Annotated in this window: 20 protein-coding genes; 16 read left to right on the top strand and 4 right to left on the bottom strand. The window is 33.1% G+C overall.

Going from position 1 to position 19,026, the window contains the following annotated elements; genetic code table 11:
- Positions 1–187 precede the first annotated feature (187 nt).
- Positions 188–979, top strand: coding sequence for a murein L,D-transpeptidase catalytic domain family protein (locus HQN85_RS01235; RefSeq protein ID WP_173268529.1), 792 nt, complete (start codon positions 188–190; stop codon positions 977–979).
- A gap of 48 nt (positions 980–1,027) precedes the next feature.
- Here HQN85_RS01235 and HQN85_RS01230 read toward each other — a convergent pair whose 3' ends face one another.
- Both HQN85_RS01230 and HQN85_RS01225 read right to left on the bottom strand, forming a co-directional pair.
- Positions 1,028–2,563 (bottom strand): L,D-transpeptidase scaffold domain-containing protein, encoded by a 1,536-nt coding sequence (locus HQN85_RS01230; RefSeq protein ID WP_173268528.1) that lies wholly within the window; start codon positions 2,561–2,563, stop codon positions 1,028–1,030.
- 39 nt (positions 2,564–2,602) lie between these two features.
- Positions 2,603–4,180 (bottom strand): L,D-transpeptidase scaffold domain-containing protein, encoded by a 1,578-nt coding sequence (locus HQN85_RS01225; RefSeq protein ID WP_173268527.1) that lies wholly within the window; start codon positions 4,178–4,180, stop codon positions 2,603–2,605.
- A gap of 270 nt (positions 4,181–4,450) precedes the next feature.
- Between HQN85_RS01225 and hisG the strand changes: the two genes are divergently transcribed.
- The 10 genes from hisG to HQN85_RS01175 all read left to right on the top strand — a co-directional run bounded on the left by hisG (position 4,451) and on the right by HQN85_RS01175 (position 13,152).
- On the top strand, positions 4,451–5,302 hold the full coding sequence (gene hisG, locus HQN85_RS01220) for an ATP phosphoribosyltransferase (protein WP_173268526.1): 852 nt from the start codon (positions 4,451–4,453) through the stop codon (positions 5,300–5,302).
- Positions 5,303–5,369: 67 nt separating this feature from the next.
- Positions 5,370–6,659 carry a histidinol dehydrogenase gene (gene hisD, locus HQN85_RS01215; RefSeq protein ID WP_173268525.1) on the top strand — a complete coding sequence of 430 codons (1,290 nt, stop codon included), beginning with the start codon at positions 5,370–5,372 and terminating at the stop codon, positions 6,657–6,659.
- Positions 6,649–7,689 carry a histidinol-phosphate transaminase gene (hisC, locus tag HQN85_RS01210; protein WP_173268524.1) on the top strand — a complete coding sequence of 347 codons (1,041 nt, stop codon included), beginning with the start codon at positions 6,649–6,651 and terminating at the stop codon, positions 7,687–7,689. Before hisD ends, hisC begins: the two co-directional genes overlap by 11 nt.
- The gene (hisB, locus tag HQN85_RS01205; protein WP_173268523.1) at positions 7,689–8,822 is read left to right on the top strand and encodes a bifunctional histidinol-phosphatase/imidazoleglycerol-phosphate dehydratase HisB; all 1,134 of its coding nucleotides are present in this window, start codon (positions 7,689–7,691) and stop codon (positions 8,820–8,822) included. The genes hisC and hisB overlap by 1 nt, the downstream gene beginning before the upstream one ends.
- A 7-nt stretch (positions 8,823–8,829) precedes the next feature.
- Positions 8,830–9,423, top strand: a complete 594-nt coding sequence (gene hisH, locus HQN85_RS01200) for an imidazole glycerol phosphate synthase subunit HisH (RefSeq protein ID WP_173268522.1) — start codon at positions 8,830–8,832, stop codon at positions 9,421–9,423.
- Position 9,424: 1 nt separating this feature from the next.
- Positions 9,425–10,174 (top strand): 1-(5-phosphoribosyl)-5-[(5-phosphoribosylamino)methylideneamino]imidazole-4-carboxamide isomerase, encoded by a 750-nt coding sequence (locus HQN85_RS01195; protein WP_173268521.1) that lies wholly within the window; start codon positions 9,425–9,427, stop codon positions 10,172–10,174.
- A 1-nt stretch (position 10,175) separates the two neighbouring features.
- Complete coding sequence (hisF, locus tag HQN85_RS01190) at positions 10,176–10,931, top strand: imidazole glycerol phosphate synthase subunit HisF (RefSeq protein WP_173268520.1); 756 nt, start codon at positions 10,176–10,178, stop codon at positions 10,929–10,931.
- A complete protein-coding gene (gene hisIE, locus HQN85_RS01185; protein WP_173268519.1) occupies positions 10,928–11,515 on the top strand; it encodes a bifunctional phosphoribosyl-AMP cyclohydrolase/phosphoribosyl-ATP diphosphatase HisIE in 588 nt (195 codons plus the stop codon). Before hisF ends, hisIE begins: the two co-directional genes overlap by 4 nt.
- Positions 11,516–11,542: 27 nt before the next feature.
- Positions 11,543–12,442, top strand: a complete 900-nt coding sequence (locus tag HQN85_RS01180) for a WD40 repeat domain-containing protein (RefSeq protein WP_173268518.1) — start codon at positions 11,543–11,545, stop codon at positions 12,440–12,442.
- 59 nt (positions 12,443–12,501) lie between these two features.
- Entirely contained in the window at positions 12,502–13,152 is a 651-nt protein-coding gene (locus HQN85_RS01175) for a YceH family protein (RefSeq protein ID WP_173268517.1), read from the top strand.
- Between the two features lie 58 nt (positions 13,153–13,210).
- On the opposite strand, the gene HQN85_RS01170 is transcribed toward HQN85_RS01175, so the two are convergent.
- Positions 13,211–13,990 carry a C40 family peptidase gene (locus HQN85_RS01170; protein WP_173270176.1) on the bottom strand — a complete coding sequence of 260 codons (780 nt, stop codon included), beginning with the start codon at positions 13,988–13,990 and terminating at the stop codon, positions 13,211–13,213.
- Between the two features lie 92 nt (positions 13,991–14,082).
- Between HQN85_RS01170 and HQN85_RS01165 the strand changes: the two genes are divergently transcribed.
- Positions 14,083–14,526 (top strand): universal stress protein, encoded by a 444-nt coding sequence (locus tag HQN85_RS01165; RefSeq protein ID WP_173268516.1) that lies wholly within the window; start codon positions 14,083–14,085, stop codon positions 14,524–14,526.
- A gap of 113 nt (positions 14,527–14,639) precedes the next feature.
- Here the strand turns inward: HQN85_RS01165 and HQN85_RS01160 are convergent, their stop codons facing one another.
- Positions 14,640–14,990: a 4Fe-4S dicluster domain-containing protein gene (locus HQN85_RS01160; protein ID WP_173270173.1), complete on the bottom strand. Its 351-nt coding sequence runs from the start codon at positions 14,988–14,990 to the stop codon at positions 14,640–14,642.
- 77 nt (positions 14,991–15,067) lie between these two features.
- On the opposite strand from HQN85_RS01160, the gene HQN85_RS01155 reads away from it, so the two are divergent.
- The 4 genes from HQN85_RS01155 to HQN85_RS01140 all read left to right on the top strand — a co-directional run bounded on the left by HQN85_RS01155 (position 15,068) and on the right by HQN85_RS01140 (position 19,023).
- Positions 15,068–16,087 carry an acyl-CoA reductase gene (locus HQN85_RS01155; protein ID WP_173268515.1) on the top strand — a complete coding sequence of 340 codons (1,020 nt, stop codon included), beginning with the start codon at positions 15,068–15,070 and terminating at the stop codon, positions 16,085–16,087.
- Positions 16,088–16,176: 89 nt separating this feature from the next.
- A complete protein-coding gene (locus HQN85_RS01150) occupies positions 16,177–18,084 on the top strand; it encodes a T9SS type B sorting domain-containing protein (RefSeq protein WP_173268514.1) in 1,908 nt (635 codons plus the stop codon).
- Positions 18,085–18,133: 49 nt separating this feature from the next.
- Positions 18,134–18,337 (top strand): fructose-6-phosphate aldolase, encoded by a 204-nt coding sequence (locus tag HQN85_RS01145; RefSeq protein ID WP_173268513.1) that lies wholly within the window; start codon positions 18,134–18,136, stop codon positions 18,335–18,337.
- 2 nt (positions 18,338–18,339) lie between these two features.
- Positions 18,340–19,023, top strand: a complete 684-nt coding sequence (locus HQN85_RS01140) for a cell division ATP-binding protein FtsE (protein ID WP_173268512.1) — start codon at positions 18,340–18,342, stop codon at positions 19,021–19,023.
- The last annotated feature ends 3 nt before the right edge of the window (positions 19,024–19,026 follow it).

Raw genomic sequence — 19,026 nt, 5'->3', positions numbered from 1 at the left:
TTGCTTTTAATATATTAAATAATTGATTAACAGTAAGTTGAATTAGTCATGAAAAAGCAATCTATTCATGTTTTAACAACCATTTAATAGATATTTAGTATATTTGTATAGTAAAATTTAACTAAAAAGAAACGCCTATAAAGCAGACTCATACCTAAAGATTAAGTGAACGAGATACCGAAAAATTATGAGAAAATACATTTTTAGAGCCGCAGGATTTTTATCAATTGCCATTTGTCTTACCATCACTGGATGGAAAGCAGTTAAGAAAAAGGAACCCGTTATAAAAAGTAAGGTTGTCAAAAGCAAAACAATTACTGGGTTGGATAGCACTTATGTGAAGCATGTTAATGGCTTATACAATGCTATACATTTAAAAGAAGCTGGTTTAAGTTTTCCTATTTTCGAGAAAGCATTAACAGGCTTTTATAATTTGAAGAAATCTGGGCAACTTTCAGATAAATCAATTTTAACCATTGCAGATTTTGACCAGTCTAGTGTTAGCAAAAGACTTTATATTATCGATTTAGATAAAAAAGAAATTCTATTAAACACTTGGGTTGCTCATGGACAACGTAGTGGCGACAATGAGGCTACGCACTTCTCCAACACTAAAGATTCATTTAGTAGTAGTCTTGGGTTCTATGTAACCGGAGAGGTTTATAGAGGAATTCATGGTAGATCGCTAAAACTTGATGGAATGGATCAAGGTTTTAATGACCATGCTAGAAGCCGTTCTATAGTGGTTCATGGTGCTGCTTATGTAAGCGAAGGAACAATTAATGCTCTTGGAAGATTAGGTCGTAGCCAAGGCTGCCCAGCAGTTGCGCCAGAAGTAGCCGATGAGGTAATTAATACGATTGGAGATAAAACAGTTTTGTTTATCAACAAAAGCATTCCTACCTATTCTTCTAAATACCTAGATGAAACACTGGCTGCAAATTTTGCCGTAGATTCAACTACACATTTAATGGATTAATTATTTTGCATACAAATAAAAAAGGAGGAATTAAATTCCTCCTTTTTTTTATGCTAATCGTTGTAAATAAGTGAATAATACAATATCCAATCCATATACATCTTTTCTGAATTGAAGTTTCCCGGCGTCATCTGCCCAGCATGTAAAATAAGTTAAATATACAGGTACCTGTTTCGGCAAAGCAATATCAGTGGCAACGGGATTTGCACTTTCCATTCCTGTTTTTATTTTATCATATTTATCACCATGCCCAAATAGAGCTTCAGCCAGCTCAAGTGGTTTTTCTAAACGAACACAACCATGGCTTACAGCCCTCATATCCCAACCAAAAGGAGCTTTTGAAGGAGTATCATGTAGATATACGCTACTTTCATTGTTAAATAAAAATTTAATTTTACCTAAAGAATTATCATCTCCAGGCCTTTGCTTAAATGAATACTTTTTTCCAACATTTCCATCCGACCAATCAATAGTTTCCGGGTCTTCTACAAGTTTTCCGTCTTCAAAAACATCAATATTATTATTCGATAAATAATATGGGTCTTTAGCAGCCAGTTTTGATATCTCATTTGTAGCGATACTTTCAGGAATGTTCCAAACTGGATTAACTTGTACACTATGGATCATACTTTTTAATTGAGGAGTTTCTCTACTAAAAGGTCTGTCTTTTTTCAAATCATTTTCATCGTACTCTACTAAATTATCTGTGTTATTTTTATTTCTGCCTTCACCTACACATACTTTCATATTTAACACAGATTTTCCGCCTTCCATTACATCTAATCTAAAATCCGGAATATTAACCCAAACATATTTATCTTCGGTTGGCAGATTTTTCCATCTTAATCGCTCTAGATTAACTTGTAAAACTCTTTGTGCCTCTTCCTGACTTATTCCTGGCAAAACGACTTTGTCTTTTAGGGCTTTTTGTAATGCTAAATATTGTTTGTCTTTGGGCTGAATGCTATCTAAAAAGTTTTTAATATCCGAAGTTTGAAATATCTGCAAGAAACTTACACTATCAGGTCGCTTTGTTGCAGTATAATATTGAGCATAAATCTTTCTAGGGCTAATTATTCCAAACTGTAAAGCATTGCTATAATTTGATAGTGAATTTGCTGCAGAAAGCTCTAAATCGATTAATACTTGATATGCTTCATCAAGTGTTTTAATTTCCTTTTTATTATACGTTTTTTCAATAAGATCGTTCAACTCACGAGCTTTAAATATCTCAGGATCTAAACCATGATCGTTAGAATTATTAAGAACTGCGACTGCTTCCTTTAATTTATCTTTTGATAAGTTCTTCATTAACAGCACTGGCTCAAAGTCATTCGACTCATATAATGCCCTTAAAAACTTAGGATTTCGGTATTGCTTTTCTTGTTTTTCAAAAGTCGATTTGAATTTCTCAACGAAGGTTTCAGTTTCTATGTCTTTAAAGATTTTATTTCTAGTTTCCTTAAAAACTACTGCGCCAATATCTGAATGGCTTTTCTTACAGGATTGTAAAATGAATAAACATAATATACCCACTAAAAATAATTTTTGGGTGGTAGATTTAGAGTAAATTTTAGCTATCATGTAGACCTAATAAAATTAAGCCTGCTTTTGTTTGAAATTTTACATATATTTTTTGATGGCGTCCCAAAGTATTCCATCATATGCATACACATCAGGTCTAAATTGAACTTTGCCATTTTCAGCCCAAGCTGTATAATAGCCAATTACAACAGCTACATTTTTTCTTGTAGAGAACCAAGACGGTTTAAGCTGGAATACATTTGCAGTATCTGATTTTTTGGCTAATATTTTGCGATATCGTTTATTTCTATTGGTGTCAATAGGCGGTAAATTAACTTCCATTCTTAATTCATCGTATTGATATTTATCCTTAACCATTAACTGTGCAAATTTTAATGGATCTTCAATACGTACACAACCATGACTAATTGCTCTATTCGCCAATTTGAAGCCATATTTGTTGTTGGTATCATGTAGGTAGATACTAGAACTATTATCAAAAATAAACTTGAATTTACCTAAAGCATTTCCTTCACCAGAGCCTTGTTTAAAGGTGAATGGCAATTTTTCTCTAGCATATTTATTCCACTGAATCGTATCAGGATCAAGAACTTGCTTTCCTTTATAATAAACTTTTATGTTACTATTTGATAAATAATAGGGATCTTTTCTTGCCATCCAATAAATTTCACTTTGCGCAATACTTACCGGAATATTCCAAACTGGATTTACTTGTATGGAGTTAAAAACACTTACTAATTGTGGCGTCTCATGATTTTTTGGTTTATCATCTAAGTTTCCAGACTTTAAAAAGAGTTTCATTTTTTCTGCATAAGTAGCTTCTCTTTTGCCACCTACACAAACTTTCATGTGCGCTAAAGTATCTTGTTTATTAAACCAAGTCAAAGAAAAATCTGGAATGTTAACGGCAACCACCTCATCTGTTTTAATCGGCAACTGCCAACGCAGGCGTTCCATGTTTAATTTTATGGTTTTAATTGATGGATCATTTTCATTTCCAATGCTATCACGATAAAAAGCTAACATCTTTTTTAAATCTAAATAGCTTTTTGAAGATGGTTGAGCATTCTTTAAGGTCTTGACTAAATCAGTGGTGTTTAGTAAAGAATCCATTCTCAAACTATCGGGACGATGTACATTAATGTAATACCGATTATATATTTTCCGTGGATTAATAATTCCATATTTGATAAAACTGGTGTATCTTAAAAAAGCATCAGCCGTTTTAATTTCCAACTCAGCAAGAAGTGGATAAACTTCATCAATACTCTTAAATTTGTTAGCATCTAATCTTTCTAAAAGTGATGTTAATTCTTTTATTTTAAATATTTCAGGGTTAAAACCATCAGCTTTGCTTTTTGCAATATAATTTTTCAAACTATCTAATCCACCATTGGTGTAAAATCGAGTAATTAATAAGGGATTATTTTCGTGAGCTATGTAAAAAGTTTTTGTAGTTTTTGGATTGGATAAAGAATTACTCAATTCGTCCAATTTTTTACTGAAGATGGGATTATAAAATGCTGTATCGAATTTATAATAAAGTTTATTTTTAAAATGTTTAGCCAATAATGTGGCTATTTCTGGTTTTTCTTTAAACCATCCACAAGAACTTAGAAATAGACATGAAAGGATAAATAGTAGCGTTTTCTTCAATTTAGTATAAGTATTTAGCTGATAGTTTTTAAGGTAAGGTTACTATAATCACTTCAAATAAAATGCCATATATTTTTGATTTTACATTAACAAAGCTATATTTGCATCATCTTCTGCCCAAAATTACGGAAAGAAAGCAATATATGATCCAAGTTTTAAACCATCACGTACATTTACATCATCGCCATTGTGGCGATAGATAGATATATGTTTTGTACGCAAAACGGTTTTTAAACAGATTCAATATTCTTATTCCTAATTTTATACAAAGTGAAAACACTTAAAATTGCTATCCAAAAATCGGGTAGATTAAACGAAAAATCAGTAGAAATTCTTAAAAATTGTGGTCTTTCTTTCGAAAACTACAAAAGTTCATTAATAGCAACCGTTGCTAATTTCCCTTTGGAAATTCTTTTTTTAAGAGATGATGATATTCCGGAATACGTTCAAGATGGCATTGCCGATTTGGGCATTGTTGGCGAAAATGTAATTATAGAAGCAGGTGCAAATGTGTCGTATTTGCAGAAGCTAGGCTTTGGAAAATGCACCTTAAAAATTGCGGTTCAAAGCACCAGTAACATCACCGAATTAGCGCAATTAAATGGCAAAGCAATTGCCACTTCTTACCCTGTAATTCTTCAAAAATATTTATCAGAAAATAACATCGATGCGCAGATTAGAAACATCTCTGGCTCGGTAGAAATTGGTCCAGGTTTGGGTTTAAGTGATGCAATTTTTGACATCGTTTCTACTGGCGGAACATTGAAAAGTAACGGCTTAAAACCATTTAAAAATGTGATGGATTCAGAAGCTGTTTTGATTGCTAGCAAAGGGATGGAATTAAATCCTGAAGTGCTAGAATTATTACAACGCATACAATCTGTTCTTAAAGCAAAAGCCACAAAATATGTAGTCTTAAATGTAGCTAAAGAAAATTTACAAGCTGTTGTGGATTTGTTGCCAGGAGTAAAAAGTCCTACAATAGTTCCGCTGTTTGAAGAAGGATGGGTTGCTGTGCATTCTGTAATTGCCGAGCAAGATTTTTGGGAAAAAATTAATAGCTTAAAATTAGCAGGTGCAGAAGGAATTGTAGTAATGCCGATTGAAAAAATCATCATATAATTAGCAAAATAGCGCTAAAAAACAGTAATTACATATTAACTATTAGTTAAATACAAAATATAAAGCATTGAAAATCTACAGTTATAAAGATTTAACTCAACAAGAAATAGAGAAACTTTGTTCACGCAAGGCAGAAGATGATAATTTAATTCAATCTAGGGTTCAAAGTATTATTTCAACGGTGAAATCTGATGGAGATTCTGCTCTTCTCTCCTATGCCGAAAAATTTGACAATGTTAAATTGTCTAGCTTATTCATGGACAAAGAAGAATTTAACGAACTGGCAAAACAAATCCCAAAAGAAGTAAAAAATGCCATTAATATCGCTTACCAAAACATCTATAAATTTCATGAAGCGCAATTAAAAACTGAAGCTAAAATTGAAACAATGCCAGGTGTAAACTGCTGGAGAGAAGTGAGAGCAATTGAAAAAGTTGGACTATATATTCCAGGTGGAACAGCAGTTTTACCGAGCACTTTTTTGATGCTAGGCATCCCCGCAAAAATTGCAGGTTGCAAAGAAATTGTGGTATGTTCTCCTCCCCAAAGTGACGGCAAAATTAACACCTATATTGCTTACGTTTCTACCTTATTAAACATTGAAAAAGTTTACTTAGTTGGTGGTGCTCAAGCAGTCGGAGCAATGGCTTTTGGAACGGAAACAGTTCCTAAAGTTGACAAGATTTTTGGACCTGGAAATCGTTACGTAACTGAGGCAAAAAAGCTAGTTCAAAACACAGTTGCTATTGACATGCCAGCTGGCCCATCGGAGGTTTTAGTAATAGCTGATGAAACTGCAAACCCATCATTTGTTGCAGCCGATTTACTAGCCCAAGCCGAACATGGAATTGATAGTCAAACAGTGTTGGTTGCCACTTCGAAAAAAATTATTGATACCGTAATTTCAGAAATTAAAAAACAAGTAATTGATTTACCAAGAAAGGACATCGCTTCAAAAGCAATTGAAAACTCTTATGTAGTTTATGCTGAAAATTTAGCTGAAGCCATGGAATTTAGCAATTTGTATGCTCCAGAGCATTTAATTTTAGCAACTGAAAATTTTGAACCCCTAATTCCACTAATCAGTAATGCTGGCTCAGTGTTTTTAGGAAATTTAACACCGGAAAGTGCTGGGGACTATGCTTCAGGTACAAACCATACTTTACCAACAAGTGGATTTGCTAGCGCTTTTTCAGGAGTTTCAGTTGATACTTTCTTGAAAAAAATCACATTCCAACATTTATCAGCACAAGGTTTACAAAATATAGGTAACACAGTAGAAGTTTTGGCAGAAGCTGAAGGATTACAAGCACACAAAAATGCAATCACCATTAGGTTAAAAGAAAATGGATATTAAAGATTTACAAAGAGAAAATATAAAAACCTTAAAACCTTATTCTACTGCAAGAGATGAGTTTAAAGGACAAGCAAGTGTCTTTTTAGATGCGAATGAGAATAGTTTTGGCTCGCCGCTACCTGCAAATTACAATCGTTATCCAGACCCTTTACAATTAGATTTAAAGGATGCGATTAGTAAAATTAAAGGCGTACCTATAGAAAATACTTTTTTAGGCAACGGCAGCGATGAAGCAATCGACTTATTATACAGAGCTTTTTGCAATCCTGGAAAAGACAACGTCATTATCCTTCCTCCTACTTATGGAATGTATGAAGTTTCGGCAAATATCAATGATGTAGAAGTTAGAAAGGTTGATTTATTGCCAAATTTTCAATTGGATTTAGACAAAATTGCAGAATCGATTGACGGAAATACAAAAATGATTTTTATCTGCTCACCAAATAATCCTACTGGAAATTCTATCAATAGAACAGATATTGAGACCATTTTAGCCAACTTTAAAGGATTGGTAGTAATTGATGAGGCATATATCAACTTTGCAAAACAGAAGACTTTTATTCAAGAATTGACTGAATATTCAAACTTGGTCATTCTTCAAACATTTTCTAAAGCTTGGGGATTGGCCGCTCTGCGCTTAGGAATGGCTTTTTCTTCACGACCAGTAATTGATATTCTGAACAAAGTTAAACCACCGTACAATATCAATCAGGCAACTCAAGATTTAGCTTTAGCGGCGTTAAATAATATCCAACAAGTAAATGAATGGATTAGAATTACAGTTGCAGAGCGAGAAAGATTAAGCACTGAATTACTTAAACTAACGCTCGTTAAAAAAGTTTATCCATCTGATGCTAATTTTATATTGGTAGAGGTAACAGATGCGTTGAATACTTACAATTTATTGGTAGATAAAGGTATAATTGTTCGTGATCGTTCAAAAGTATCGCTTTGCGAAGGATGTTTAAGAATTACTATTGGTACAATTGATGAGAATAATCAATTATTAAATATTTTAGAAAAATTATAATGAAAAAAGTACTGTTTATAGACCGTGACGGCACATTAAACATCGAACCAGCAGATGAGCAAGTAGACAGTTTTGCAAAGCTGAAGTTTTACCCAAGATCATTAAATTACCTTTCTAAAATTGCAACTGAGTTAGATTTTGATTTGGTAATGGTAACTAATCAGGATGGTTTGGGAACTCCTTCAAATCCTGAAGAGAATTTTTGGCCAGTGCACAATTTCATGATAGATACGTTTGCAAATGAAGGTGTTGTTTTTAGCGAAATTGTAATAGACAGAACATTTGCGAAAGACAATGCCCCTACTCGTAAACCTCAAACTGGTTTATTAACCAAATATTTGGGTGAAGGCTATGATTTAAAAAATTCATTCGTAATTGGGGATAGATTAAATGATGTGATTTTAGCTAAGAACTTAGGCGCAAAAGCTATTTTCTTACGTCAAAACGATGAATTAGGAAGTACTGAAGGAATGGCAAAAGTTGATGAATTAACCGATGTAATTGCTTTAGAAACTCAAAAATGGGAAGATATTTATACATTTTTAAGAGCTGGCGCAAGAAAAGTACGTCACATTCGTAAAACCAACGAAACAGACATTACTATTGGTTTAGATTTAGATGGAATTGGAAAAGCAAGCATCAAAACCGGCTTAAATTTCTTCGACCATATGTTAGATCAGATTGCTAGACATGGTAGTATGAATTTAGATGTGATTGCCAATGGTGATTTACAAATTGATGAACATCATACAATTGAAGATACTGGAATTGCACTTGGCGAGGCTTTTGCACAAGCATTAGGTAATAAATTAGGTATTGAGCGTTATGGTTTCTGTTTACCAATGGATGATTGTTTAGCACAAGTTGCTATAGATTTTGGAGGCAGAAACTGGATTGTTTGGGATGCGGATTTTAAACGTGAAAAGGTTGGAGATATGCCCACAGAAATGTTTTTCCACTTTTTTAAATCATTTAGCGATGCAGCAAAATGTAATTTGAACATAAAAGCAGAAGGCGAAAACGAACACCATAAAATAGAAGCTATTTTTAAAGCTTTCGCAAAAGCAATTAAAATGGCTGTTAAACGTGATGCTGAAAAATTGGTTTTACCAAGCACAAAAGGGTTATTATAACTATAAAATGATAGGAATTGTTAATTACGGAGCGGGAAATATTTTTTCTTTAACTGCGGCTTTAGAAAGGCAAAACATTGCCTATGGCATGGTAAACACAGAGGCGGACTTGGAAAAATACAGCCACATTATTATTCCTGGAGTTGGACATGCTGGAGCTGCAATGAAAAAACTAGAACAAACTGGATTAGTAAACGCAATTAAAGCATTAAAAAAACCTGTTTTAGGTATTTGTGTAGGAATGCAGTTAATTACTCAGCATTCTGAAGAAGGAAACGCTAATTTATTGAACATCATTCCATTAAATACTAAACTTTTTGATAAAGAATTAGGTATTAAAATTCCACATATGGGATGGAATACGGTAGAATTTAAAAACAATTTACTATTTAAGGATGTTCCTGTGGATACACAGTTTTATTTTGTGCATTCTTATTTTATTGAATATAACCCTACTTTTGATATTGCAGCTGTTAATTATGGAAACAAATTTTCGGCAGCAATACAAAAAGATAATTTTTATGGCGTACAGTTTCACCCAGAAAAATCTGGAGAGGCTGGAGAACGCTTATTGAAAAACTTCTCAAACCTAAGTTCATAAAATGTACATTATCCCTGCAATAGATATTTTAGATGGAAAAGTTGTCCGCTTACGCGAAGGCGATTATAACCAAAAAACTGAATATGATGTTTCCATAGAGGAAATGATCCAACGTTATCGTTCTAATGGAACAGACTTTATTCATATTATTGATTTAAATGGGGCTAAGGGCGATTTTAGCAATCAAAAAACACTGTTTGATATTATCAAAAAGACCGACATGCGAGTTCAATATGGCGGTGGAATTAGAACAATTGAACAAGTAAATAATTTATTAGATGCCGGAATTCATCGCGTTATCGTAGGCACGCAAGCTATTAGTAATCCTGATTTTTTACCAGATTTGAGCAAGGCTTTTGCTAAAAAAAATGATTACGCAAATAGAATTGTAATTGCTATCGATGTTCTAGATGAGGTAATTAAATATTCTGGTTGGATGGAAAGTTCGCCAATTAAGCTAATGGATTACGTTGATAAATGCTTGGCTTTAGGATTTTTCAGATTTCTGTGTACTGATATTAGCAAAGATGGAAAATTGGGTGGTGCAGCTATTGATTTATATAAAAAGCTGCTAGATCACTCACCAATGATTAAACTAATCGCATCTGGAGGTGTTAGCTCGATGGAAGATATTTATGAACTAGCAAAATATCCAATTAGAAGTGTGGTAGTTGGCAAAGCTATTTACGAAGATAGAATTTCCATTGAAGAGATTAAAGATTGGAATTTGAAGATGTTGAGTTCCATCTAATATGTTATCAAAAAGAATAATTCCTTGTCTTGATGTAAAAGATGGACGTACAGTAAAAGGTATCAACTTTGTTGATTTACGCGATGCTGGCGACCCCGTTGAATTAGCTGCTCAATATGCAAAACAAGGTGCAGATGAATTAGTATTTCTGGATATAACAGCCACTCACGAACGTCGTAAAACGATGATTGAGATGGTTAAATCAGTTGCAAAACAATTAAATATTCCCTTTACTATTGGTGGAGGAATAACCGAAATTGCAGATGCAGAAGCACTTTTAAATGCAGGTGCAGATAAAATTAGCATTAATTCTGCAGCAGTTAAAAATCCACAATTAATAGAAGATTTAGCCAAAACATTTGGTGTTCAGTTTGTAGTTTTAGCAGTAGATACTAAACATATTAACGGCAAAAACATTGTTCATTTAAATGGAGGTAGATTAATTACTGAATTAGAAACAGAAAACTGGATTAAAAGAGCAGAAGATTTAGGAGCGGGCGAAATTTTATTAACTTCTATGGATCACGATGGAACTAAACAAGGTTTTGATTGTGATTTACTTGGGAAAATCAATAAAATGATAAATATTCCCATCATTGCATCTGGCGGAGCAGGAAAAACTGAACACTTTACAGAAGTTTTTCAAAAAGCTGGAGTTGATGCGGCATTAGCTGCTTCGGTATTTCACTATGGAGAAATATTAATTCCAGATTTAAAACAAGAATTAAAAAGAAATAACATCCCAATAAGGATATGAAAATAGATTTTGATAAAGGAGACGGTTTAGTTCCGGTTGTAATACAAGATGACCAAACATTAGAGGTTTTGATGTTGGGTTATATGAATGCAGAAGCATTTGAAAAAACTCAAACTGAGAACAAAGTAACTTTCTATTCTCGCTCTAAAAACCGATTATGGACTAAAGGTGAGGAAAGTGGAAATTTTCTTTTTGTAAAATCTATTCATATCGATTGTGATGATGATACCCTACTAATCAAAGTAAATCCCGTTGGACCAACTTGTCATACAGGAAGCAGAAGCTGTTTTAAAACAGATTACAATCAGAACTTTATTTTCGAACTTGAAAACATTATTAATGACAGATATGAAAATCCTGTTGAAGGTTCATACATTAATAAAATGCGTAAAAAAGGATTAAATAAAATTGCGCAAAAAGTTGGAGAAGAAGGAGTTGAAACTGTTATCGCAGCTTTGGCAGAAACCGAAGAAGATTTAATTGGTGAATCATCAGATCTTGTTTTTCACTTGTTATTTTTATTAAAAGAAAAAGGATTATCTATTCAAGATATTGCTAAGAATTTAGAAAAAAGACATAAATAAAGCTGTTTAGTAATTTTAACACAAAAAATGCTCAAACACCTCCATACTTTTCCCGGTCATCAAAACCCAGTGTATGCTTTAGCAAATTCTGATAAAGCTGGTATATTTTTTAGTGCTGGAAATGACAAGGGAGTTGTGGAATGGTCACTTAAAAAAATGGCATTTGTAATGGTTAAAGTACCTGTTCAGAGCTCTGTTTACGTGCTACACAATTACAATAATCAATTATTTATTGGCGAAAGAAGTGGCGCATTTAATGTGTACGATTTTATAGAACAAAAAGTTATAGCTCGTGTAAATGCTCATGCAAAACCTATTTTTGATCTAAAAACTATCCAAACTAAAAATGAACTATTAAGCGCAAGTGAAGATGGTACTGTAGCAGTTTGGTCATTAAAAGATTTTGCGGAAATTTACCGTTTTCAAGTAGCTTATGATACTGTTAGGTGCATTGCTATTTCTCCGGACGAAAGTGAAATCGCCTTTGGTTGTAAAGATCATTTAATTCGCATTTATAACTTAGAAGATTATAGTTTAAAGCAAACTTTAGAAGCTCATAAACTTGCTATCACTTCTTTAGCTTATCATCCTACTGGGAAATATTTAATTTCTGGAAGCCGAGATGCACAATTGAATATATGGAATTTACCCAATTACGAGTTAACACAAACTATTCCAGCACATTTGTTTAGCATTTACAACATTGCTTTTCATCCAACGCTACCCTATTTTGCAACAAGTAGTCAAGATAAAAGCATTAAAATTTGGGATGCTGAAAACTTTAAATTGTATAAAATTTTGAGTTTAGAAAAAGTTGGTGTTGGACATACACATTCTATCAATAAGATTATCTGGAGTAATGATGGAAAATACTTGATTTCTACAGGAGATGATCGAAAAGTAATGGTTTGGGAAATGGAAGATTAGGGAATTGAAAAATTGCTAATCGTTTTAAATTTTGTCAAATTACTATATCTTTAACCCCTATGGACACGAAAAATTTACCGGTTTTAGATGCTGCGCAAATAAGAGTTTTGGGCGCTTTGATGGAAAAATGCAAAACTACTCCAGATTATTATCCAATGACTTTGAATGGGTTAGCAGCGGCATGTAATCAAAAAACATCTCGTAAACCTGTTGTTCAATACGATGAATCTACTATAACTACTGCTCTTAATTCATTAAAAATTGCGGGATTAATTTCTACAGCAACTGGTGGTTCTATCAGAAATATCAAATACAAACATAATTTCGCCATTGTGTTTCCTCTTTTACCTTCGGAAGTTGCAGTGATGTGCTTATTATTTTTACGAGGACCTCAAACTCCTGGCGAAATCAATACCAATTCTGGAAGGTTATATGAATTTGAAACTTTAGAAGAAGTTCAACAAGTTCTAGAAAAATTAGCTACAGAACAACCTGCATATATTAAACAATTGCCTCGTAAACCAGGGCAAAAAGAGCAACGTTATATGCATTTGTTTGCTGGTGATATCGAAACTTTCGAAGAAGAATATATTGCAGATGAGAGTCCTAAAACTACCAATAATTTAGAAGAGCGGTTAATTAAAGTTGAAGAAGAATTAGCCGAACTTAAAACTAATTTCGATAAATTGATGAAAGAGTTAATGGGATAGAAAGTTTAAAATAGTAACATTCCTTTCTGGCTTTCCGACCAAAAAACTTCCACCTTCTCTAAATGAACCTCTTTATAATCCTCAATTTGTGTGTATATCTGCCTAATTCTGCATTATAAATCCCCTGATCATCAATTGGATCTATCCTTACTTTTCCCGCAGCGTGAATAATTTTATCGTTACCCAACATTAATCCTACGTGTGTAATTTTTCCATCCTCATTATCAAAAAAAGCTAAGTCTCCTAATTGAGCTGAAGATAGAAAATCTACCAATTCGCCTTCTTCAGCCTGTTGAGAAGCATCTCTTCTGAGTTGAAGTCCATTTAATTTATAAACCGTTTGTACAAAACCAGAGCAATCAATACCAAATAATGTCCTACCACCCCATAAATAAGGTGAATTTTCAAAAAACTTAGCTGTTTTTTCAACATTTACTTTAAAATTTGTCTTATTAGGAAGTAATGGAGTGAATTTTAATTCAAATTTTTCATCTCCTAAATAACAAAAACCATTTTCGTAAAAAGGTAAAGTACTACCTGGACTTAAATAATAAGCACTTCTATCACTAGCAATTAAAGTATTATTTAACTGTACTGGAGTAACGTAAACATGGTCATTATCAGCAGTGAACTGCAAATTAGAAATCTTTTGTAATTGCTTATAGTCCATCCAACCTTCATAATTATCATGATTGGTTTTAATTAAGCACCATTTTTCAGTTTTTTCTAAAACTTTAACTCTATCACCAAATAATAATTGAGATACAATTTCACTTCTATCAGATGGCTCTTTTCTTAATGGTGCAACAGCAATTCGGCAAACGTGGTAATTATCCATATATAAATCTATATCCAAAAATAGTGATTAACATCACAACATGAACATTTACATTTTTTATTTGTTATTTTTATGTACTTAAACACTGAGCCATGAATTTCAAAAAAATATTAATTGCTGTAGATAACAGTACATGCTCTGAAAAAGCAGCAAAAGCTGGATACGAAATGGCAACAAAATTTGGTGCAGAAGTAGCGCTCTTAAATATTATTGAGCCAGCTCCCGCAACCGTAAATTCAGATTTCACACTAGCTCCTGTATTTATGGAGATGTATGATAATAGTGAGGAAAATAGTCACACCTTACTTAAGGAAATATCAAATAAACATGGTAATTCAATTCCAACAACTTATCTAACAAGTTTAGATACAGCAACACATGGCATTATTCAACAAGCCGAAGAATGGGGTGCTGAGTTAATTGTTATTGGCACACATGGAAGAAGTGGCTTATACCATTTTTTAATGGGAAGTGTAGCAGAACACGTGGCCAGAAAAGCTGCATGTCCGGTCTTAATTGTACCTAATAAAGATTAACTCAAACCTAAATGATAGGTTAATTTAGCTTATAAAAAAAGAGATGCAATAAATTGCATCTCTTTTTTTATAATAATATTTTTTGAATTTGCCTGATGCTAGAAAAATATAATCTAACCTTCTTGGTGTAACCAAGCCTTTTTAGCTAACAATTCCTCTTCAGTTTCACGAACGTCTTCATCATCAACACAACAATCTACAGGACAAACTGCCGCACACTGTGGTTCATCATGGAAACCTTTACATTCTGTACATTTATCAGATACTATATAATAAACTTCATCAGAAACAGCTTCTTGCGAAGCAGTAGCATCTATTTGTTGTCCGCCAAAATCAATAATACCATCTAAATTAGTACCATCAGAAAATCTCCAGGCTGTACCTGCGTCGTAAATTGCATTATTTGGGCATTCTGGCTCACATGCTCCACAATTAATACATTCATCTGTTATTTTAATCGCCATGTCTTCGTATAAATCTATTGCTAAGTTTAACTTTGCACTGCAAATATAACACATATTCATTTATAATAGTTCTAAATATGTCATCACTTACCAAAGGAAAATTTAGTATTGCGTTAAAAAAGCTAAGCGAATTTATGGATAACCCAAGTTCAGAATTCAATGCGATCGTACAATCAGCTAGCCATAGCAATGCTTGGTTTACTCCAGAGGAAGTAGGTAAATCGCTTCAATCTTTGAGCAATATGCTTAATAACAATGATTTAGAGCAATGGTTTGAAAGTATCCAATTTAGTGAGTATCCTAAAAAAGTAGGGTTAATTTTAGCTGGCAATATTCCTTTAGTTGGTTTTCATGATGTACTTTGTGTTTTAGCAACAGGAAATATCGCCATGATTAAAATGTCGTCTTCTGACGATAAATTATTACCTGCATTATTAAAACAATTAATTTCCTTTGAATCATCACTCGCAAATCATATAACATATGCAGAGCGATTAAAAGATTTTGATGCAATTATTGCCACTGGAAGTAATAATACTTCTAGATACTTCGATTATTATTTTGGTAAAGTACCCAATATCATTCGTAAAAATAGAAATAGCGTGGCCGTTTTAAATGGAGAAGAAAGTACAGCAGAATTAGAAAGTCTAGGTCACGATATTTTTGATTATTTTGGGTTAGGTTGTAGAAATGTCTCTAAAATTTATGTTCCAGAAAATTATGATTTGAAGAATTTCTTTGAACCGATTGAAAAATATCAACCTATTATTAATCATTTTAAATACAACAATAATTACGATTATAATAAATCAATTTACTTAGTAAATGGTGTAAAACATTATGATAACGGTTTTATTTTAGTGAAGGAAGATGAAACTTTTGTATCGCCTTTGGCTGTTCTGTTTTATGAAGAATATAATTCTATTAAAGATGTAGAAGCAAAATTAAACGCCCAAGATGAACAAATTCAATGTGTAGTTTCTAATCTCCCATTGGAAATTAATAAAGAAAAAATTGGATTTGGACAAAGTCAAAATCCTAAATTATGGGATTACGCAGATAATGTAAATACAATTGAGTTTTTGCAAAAACTATAATTACCACGACATTAACACAACAACGTTAATCTATATCTAATAGACTATAAAAAATCGCTACTTTGTTTAAAATTTTATCAAATCGCAATTTGAAACAAACATTTGGCAAGTATTTTATTGCAATTATTTTATTCTTTTCAATCTCAAAAATCAACGCTCAAGTTTGCAATGGCACTTTAGGTGATCCTGTAATTAATATTGATTTTGGAAGAGGTGCCAGTGCATTTGGTCCTGCCCTACCTAGTGGCACAAATAATTATAATTTTGTAACTGGAACACCAAATGATGGCGATTATGCTATTTCTCAAAATACTTTTGGAATGCACAGTAGCGGAAATGGTTGGTTCCAAATCACAAATCATACCCCAAATGATGCAAACGGTTACATGATGGTTGTTAATGCATCAAACAATCCAGGTATTTTTTATCAAACTACGATTACTGGTTTATGCCCAGGTACAACTTACGAATTTGCGGCATGGATTATTAATATTTTAAACTATTCAGGTATTAAACCTAATGTTACTTTTCAAATAGAAACCACAAACGGAACTGTTTTAAAAAAATATGATACTGGAGATATTTTAGAAAGCACAACTGCTACATGGAAACAATATGCTACTACATTTACAACAGCTAGTAACGCTGATATTGTATTAAAAATGATTAATAACGGCCCAGGTGGAAATGGAAATGACTTAGCTTTAGACGATATCACTTTTAGGGCTTGTGGACCAACTATAACCCCTACAATTAATAATGCTGGCATTAGCGCAGAATTATGTGTTGGGCAAAGTGGAAGTTACAATCTTGCTGCAAATGTTTCTGCTGGGTATAATGACCCAGTATATCAATGGCAGGTATTAAATGGCACAACTTGGACAGACATTCCTGGAGAAAACGGAACTCAAACTACTATAAATATTACAAATGCTATTGTTGGAGGCTATAAATATCGCTTATCTGCAGCCGAGCGACCAAATATCAATTCAGTAAATTGTAGAACTTCTTCAGCTATCTTAACAATCAATGTCAATGATAAACCTTCTCCAACCGCTAGTAATAGTGGTGCGGCTTGTGTAGGTTCAGCTGTTCAGCTAAATGTAGATCAAGGGGTTTCATTTAATTGGACTGGCCCAAATGGTTTTAATTCTACAATTCAAAACCCAGTTATCCCAAATGTAAACCTAAATTCAGCTGGAGTATACACAGTTACTGTTTTCAATGCATCAGGTTGTTCAAATACAAGCCAGACACAAGTGCAGGTTTTACCTGTAGTGAATGCAAGTACTAACATTGCAAGCGCTACAATTTGCGAAAATGAAAGTGTAGAACTAGAAGCAAGCGGAGGCACAATATACACGTGGCTACCCGCTAACGGCTTATCAAATCCTAATATTGCAAACCCAACAGCTACTCCAAAACAAACCACAACATATACGGTAACAGTTTCAAATGGAACTTGCTCTACAACTAAAGAAGTAGCTATTACTGTCCTAAAAAATGCATCAGCCAATGCTGGAGAAGATAGAAAATTATTATTTGGCCAATCACTTACTTTAAAAGGAAATGCCACAGGCGATAACATTATATATGAATGGTCACCAGCTGACTATTTAGATGATCCAACCAAACTTAATCCAATTGCAACACCTCCCAATGATATCACTTATACACTAACAGTAAAATCAAATTGTAATATAAGTACAGACGAAGTTTTCATAAAAGTTTATCCCAAAATAGAAATACCAAATACGTTTACACCAAATGGCGATGGAATTAATGACACTTGGAATATTCCGGCGATTGCTGCATTTACAAATCCAAAATTAAAAGTAGTAAACAGAAATGGGCAACAGGTTTACGAAAGTACAAATGCACAGCCTTGGGATGGAAAATCTAACGGCAAAACCCTACCTACCGGTGTGTATTATTATACTCTTTATTTGAATGATGATTTCAAAATATATTCTGGTTGGGTTTTATTAACCAGATAAATCGATTATTTCAATTCGATTATCGGCTAGAAATGTTATTTTTGGACAAATGTATATCATAAAAGTAAAAGGCATTGCCAAAATACCCGATTACGTACAGCTAAGAGATGAGAAGTTTACGTTATTAGCTTACTTTAGAGTAGATCGCCCTGATAAATCTTTAGAGAAATTAGGGTTTGGGGATAAACTACCTTACATTATGAACATTATTAATGATTTACCTTTCGGACAGGTTACGAAATTAGATATTTAAACATGGCAGAAAACATAGTTATCAACTTACAAAATGTTGATGTTTTTCAACAAAAACACTTGGTCTTATCAAATGTAAATTTGGACATAGCCAAAGGCGAATTTGTTTTTTTAATTGGACAAACAGGTTCTGGAAAAAGTAGTTTGTTAAAAATAATTTATGGCGATTTACACATTGGCAATGGTAGCGGTACAATTGCAGGCTTCGATTTAAAAAATCTAGCTGATAAAGATGTGCCATACTTACGCAGAAAACTTGGTATCGTATTTCAAGATTTTCAATTGTTAAGTGATAGAACTGTAGAGCAAAATTTAGAGTTTGTTTTAAAGGCAACTGGTTGGGACGATAAAAATTTAATTAACGAACGCATTAAAGATGTGTTAGAGAAAGTTGGCTTACGTTCTAAAATTAAAAAAATGCCTCATGAAATGTCTGGTGGTGAGCAACAACGTGTTGTAATTGCTAGAGCATTGTTAAATAATCCTGAAATTATATTGGCCGATGAACCAACTGGAAACTTAGATCCAGATACATCTGAAGAAATTGTATTGTTGTTAAAGCAAATTAGCCAAAGTGGTACCGCTGTTTTAATGGCAACTCACGATTATCATATCATTCGCACTTTCCCTTCTCGTATTATTAAATGTGAGGGCGGTGTTGTGCATGAAGATGCGCAAATAGTGTAATGA

Origin of the sequence: Pedobacter boryungensis (genome assembly GCF_013204825.1) — a bacterium.
GTDB classification, from domain to species: Bacteria; Bacteroidota; Bacteroidia; order Sphingobacteriales; family Sphingobacteriaceae; genus Pedobacter; species Pedobacter boryungensis.
This window is presented reverse-complemented; position numbering and strand designations above follow the sequence as displayed.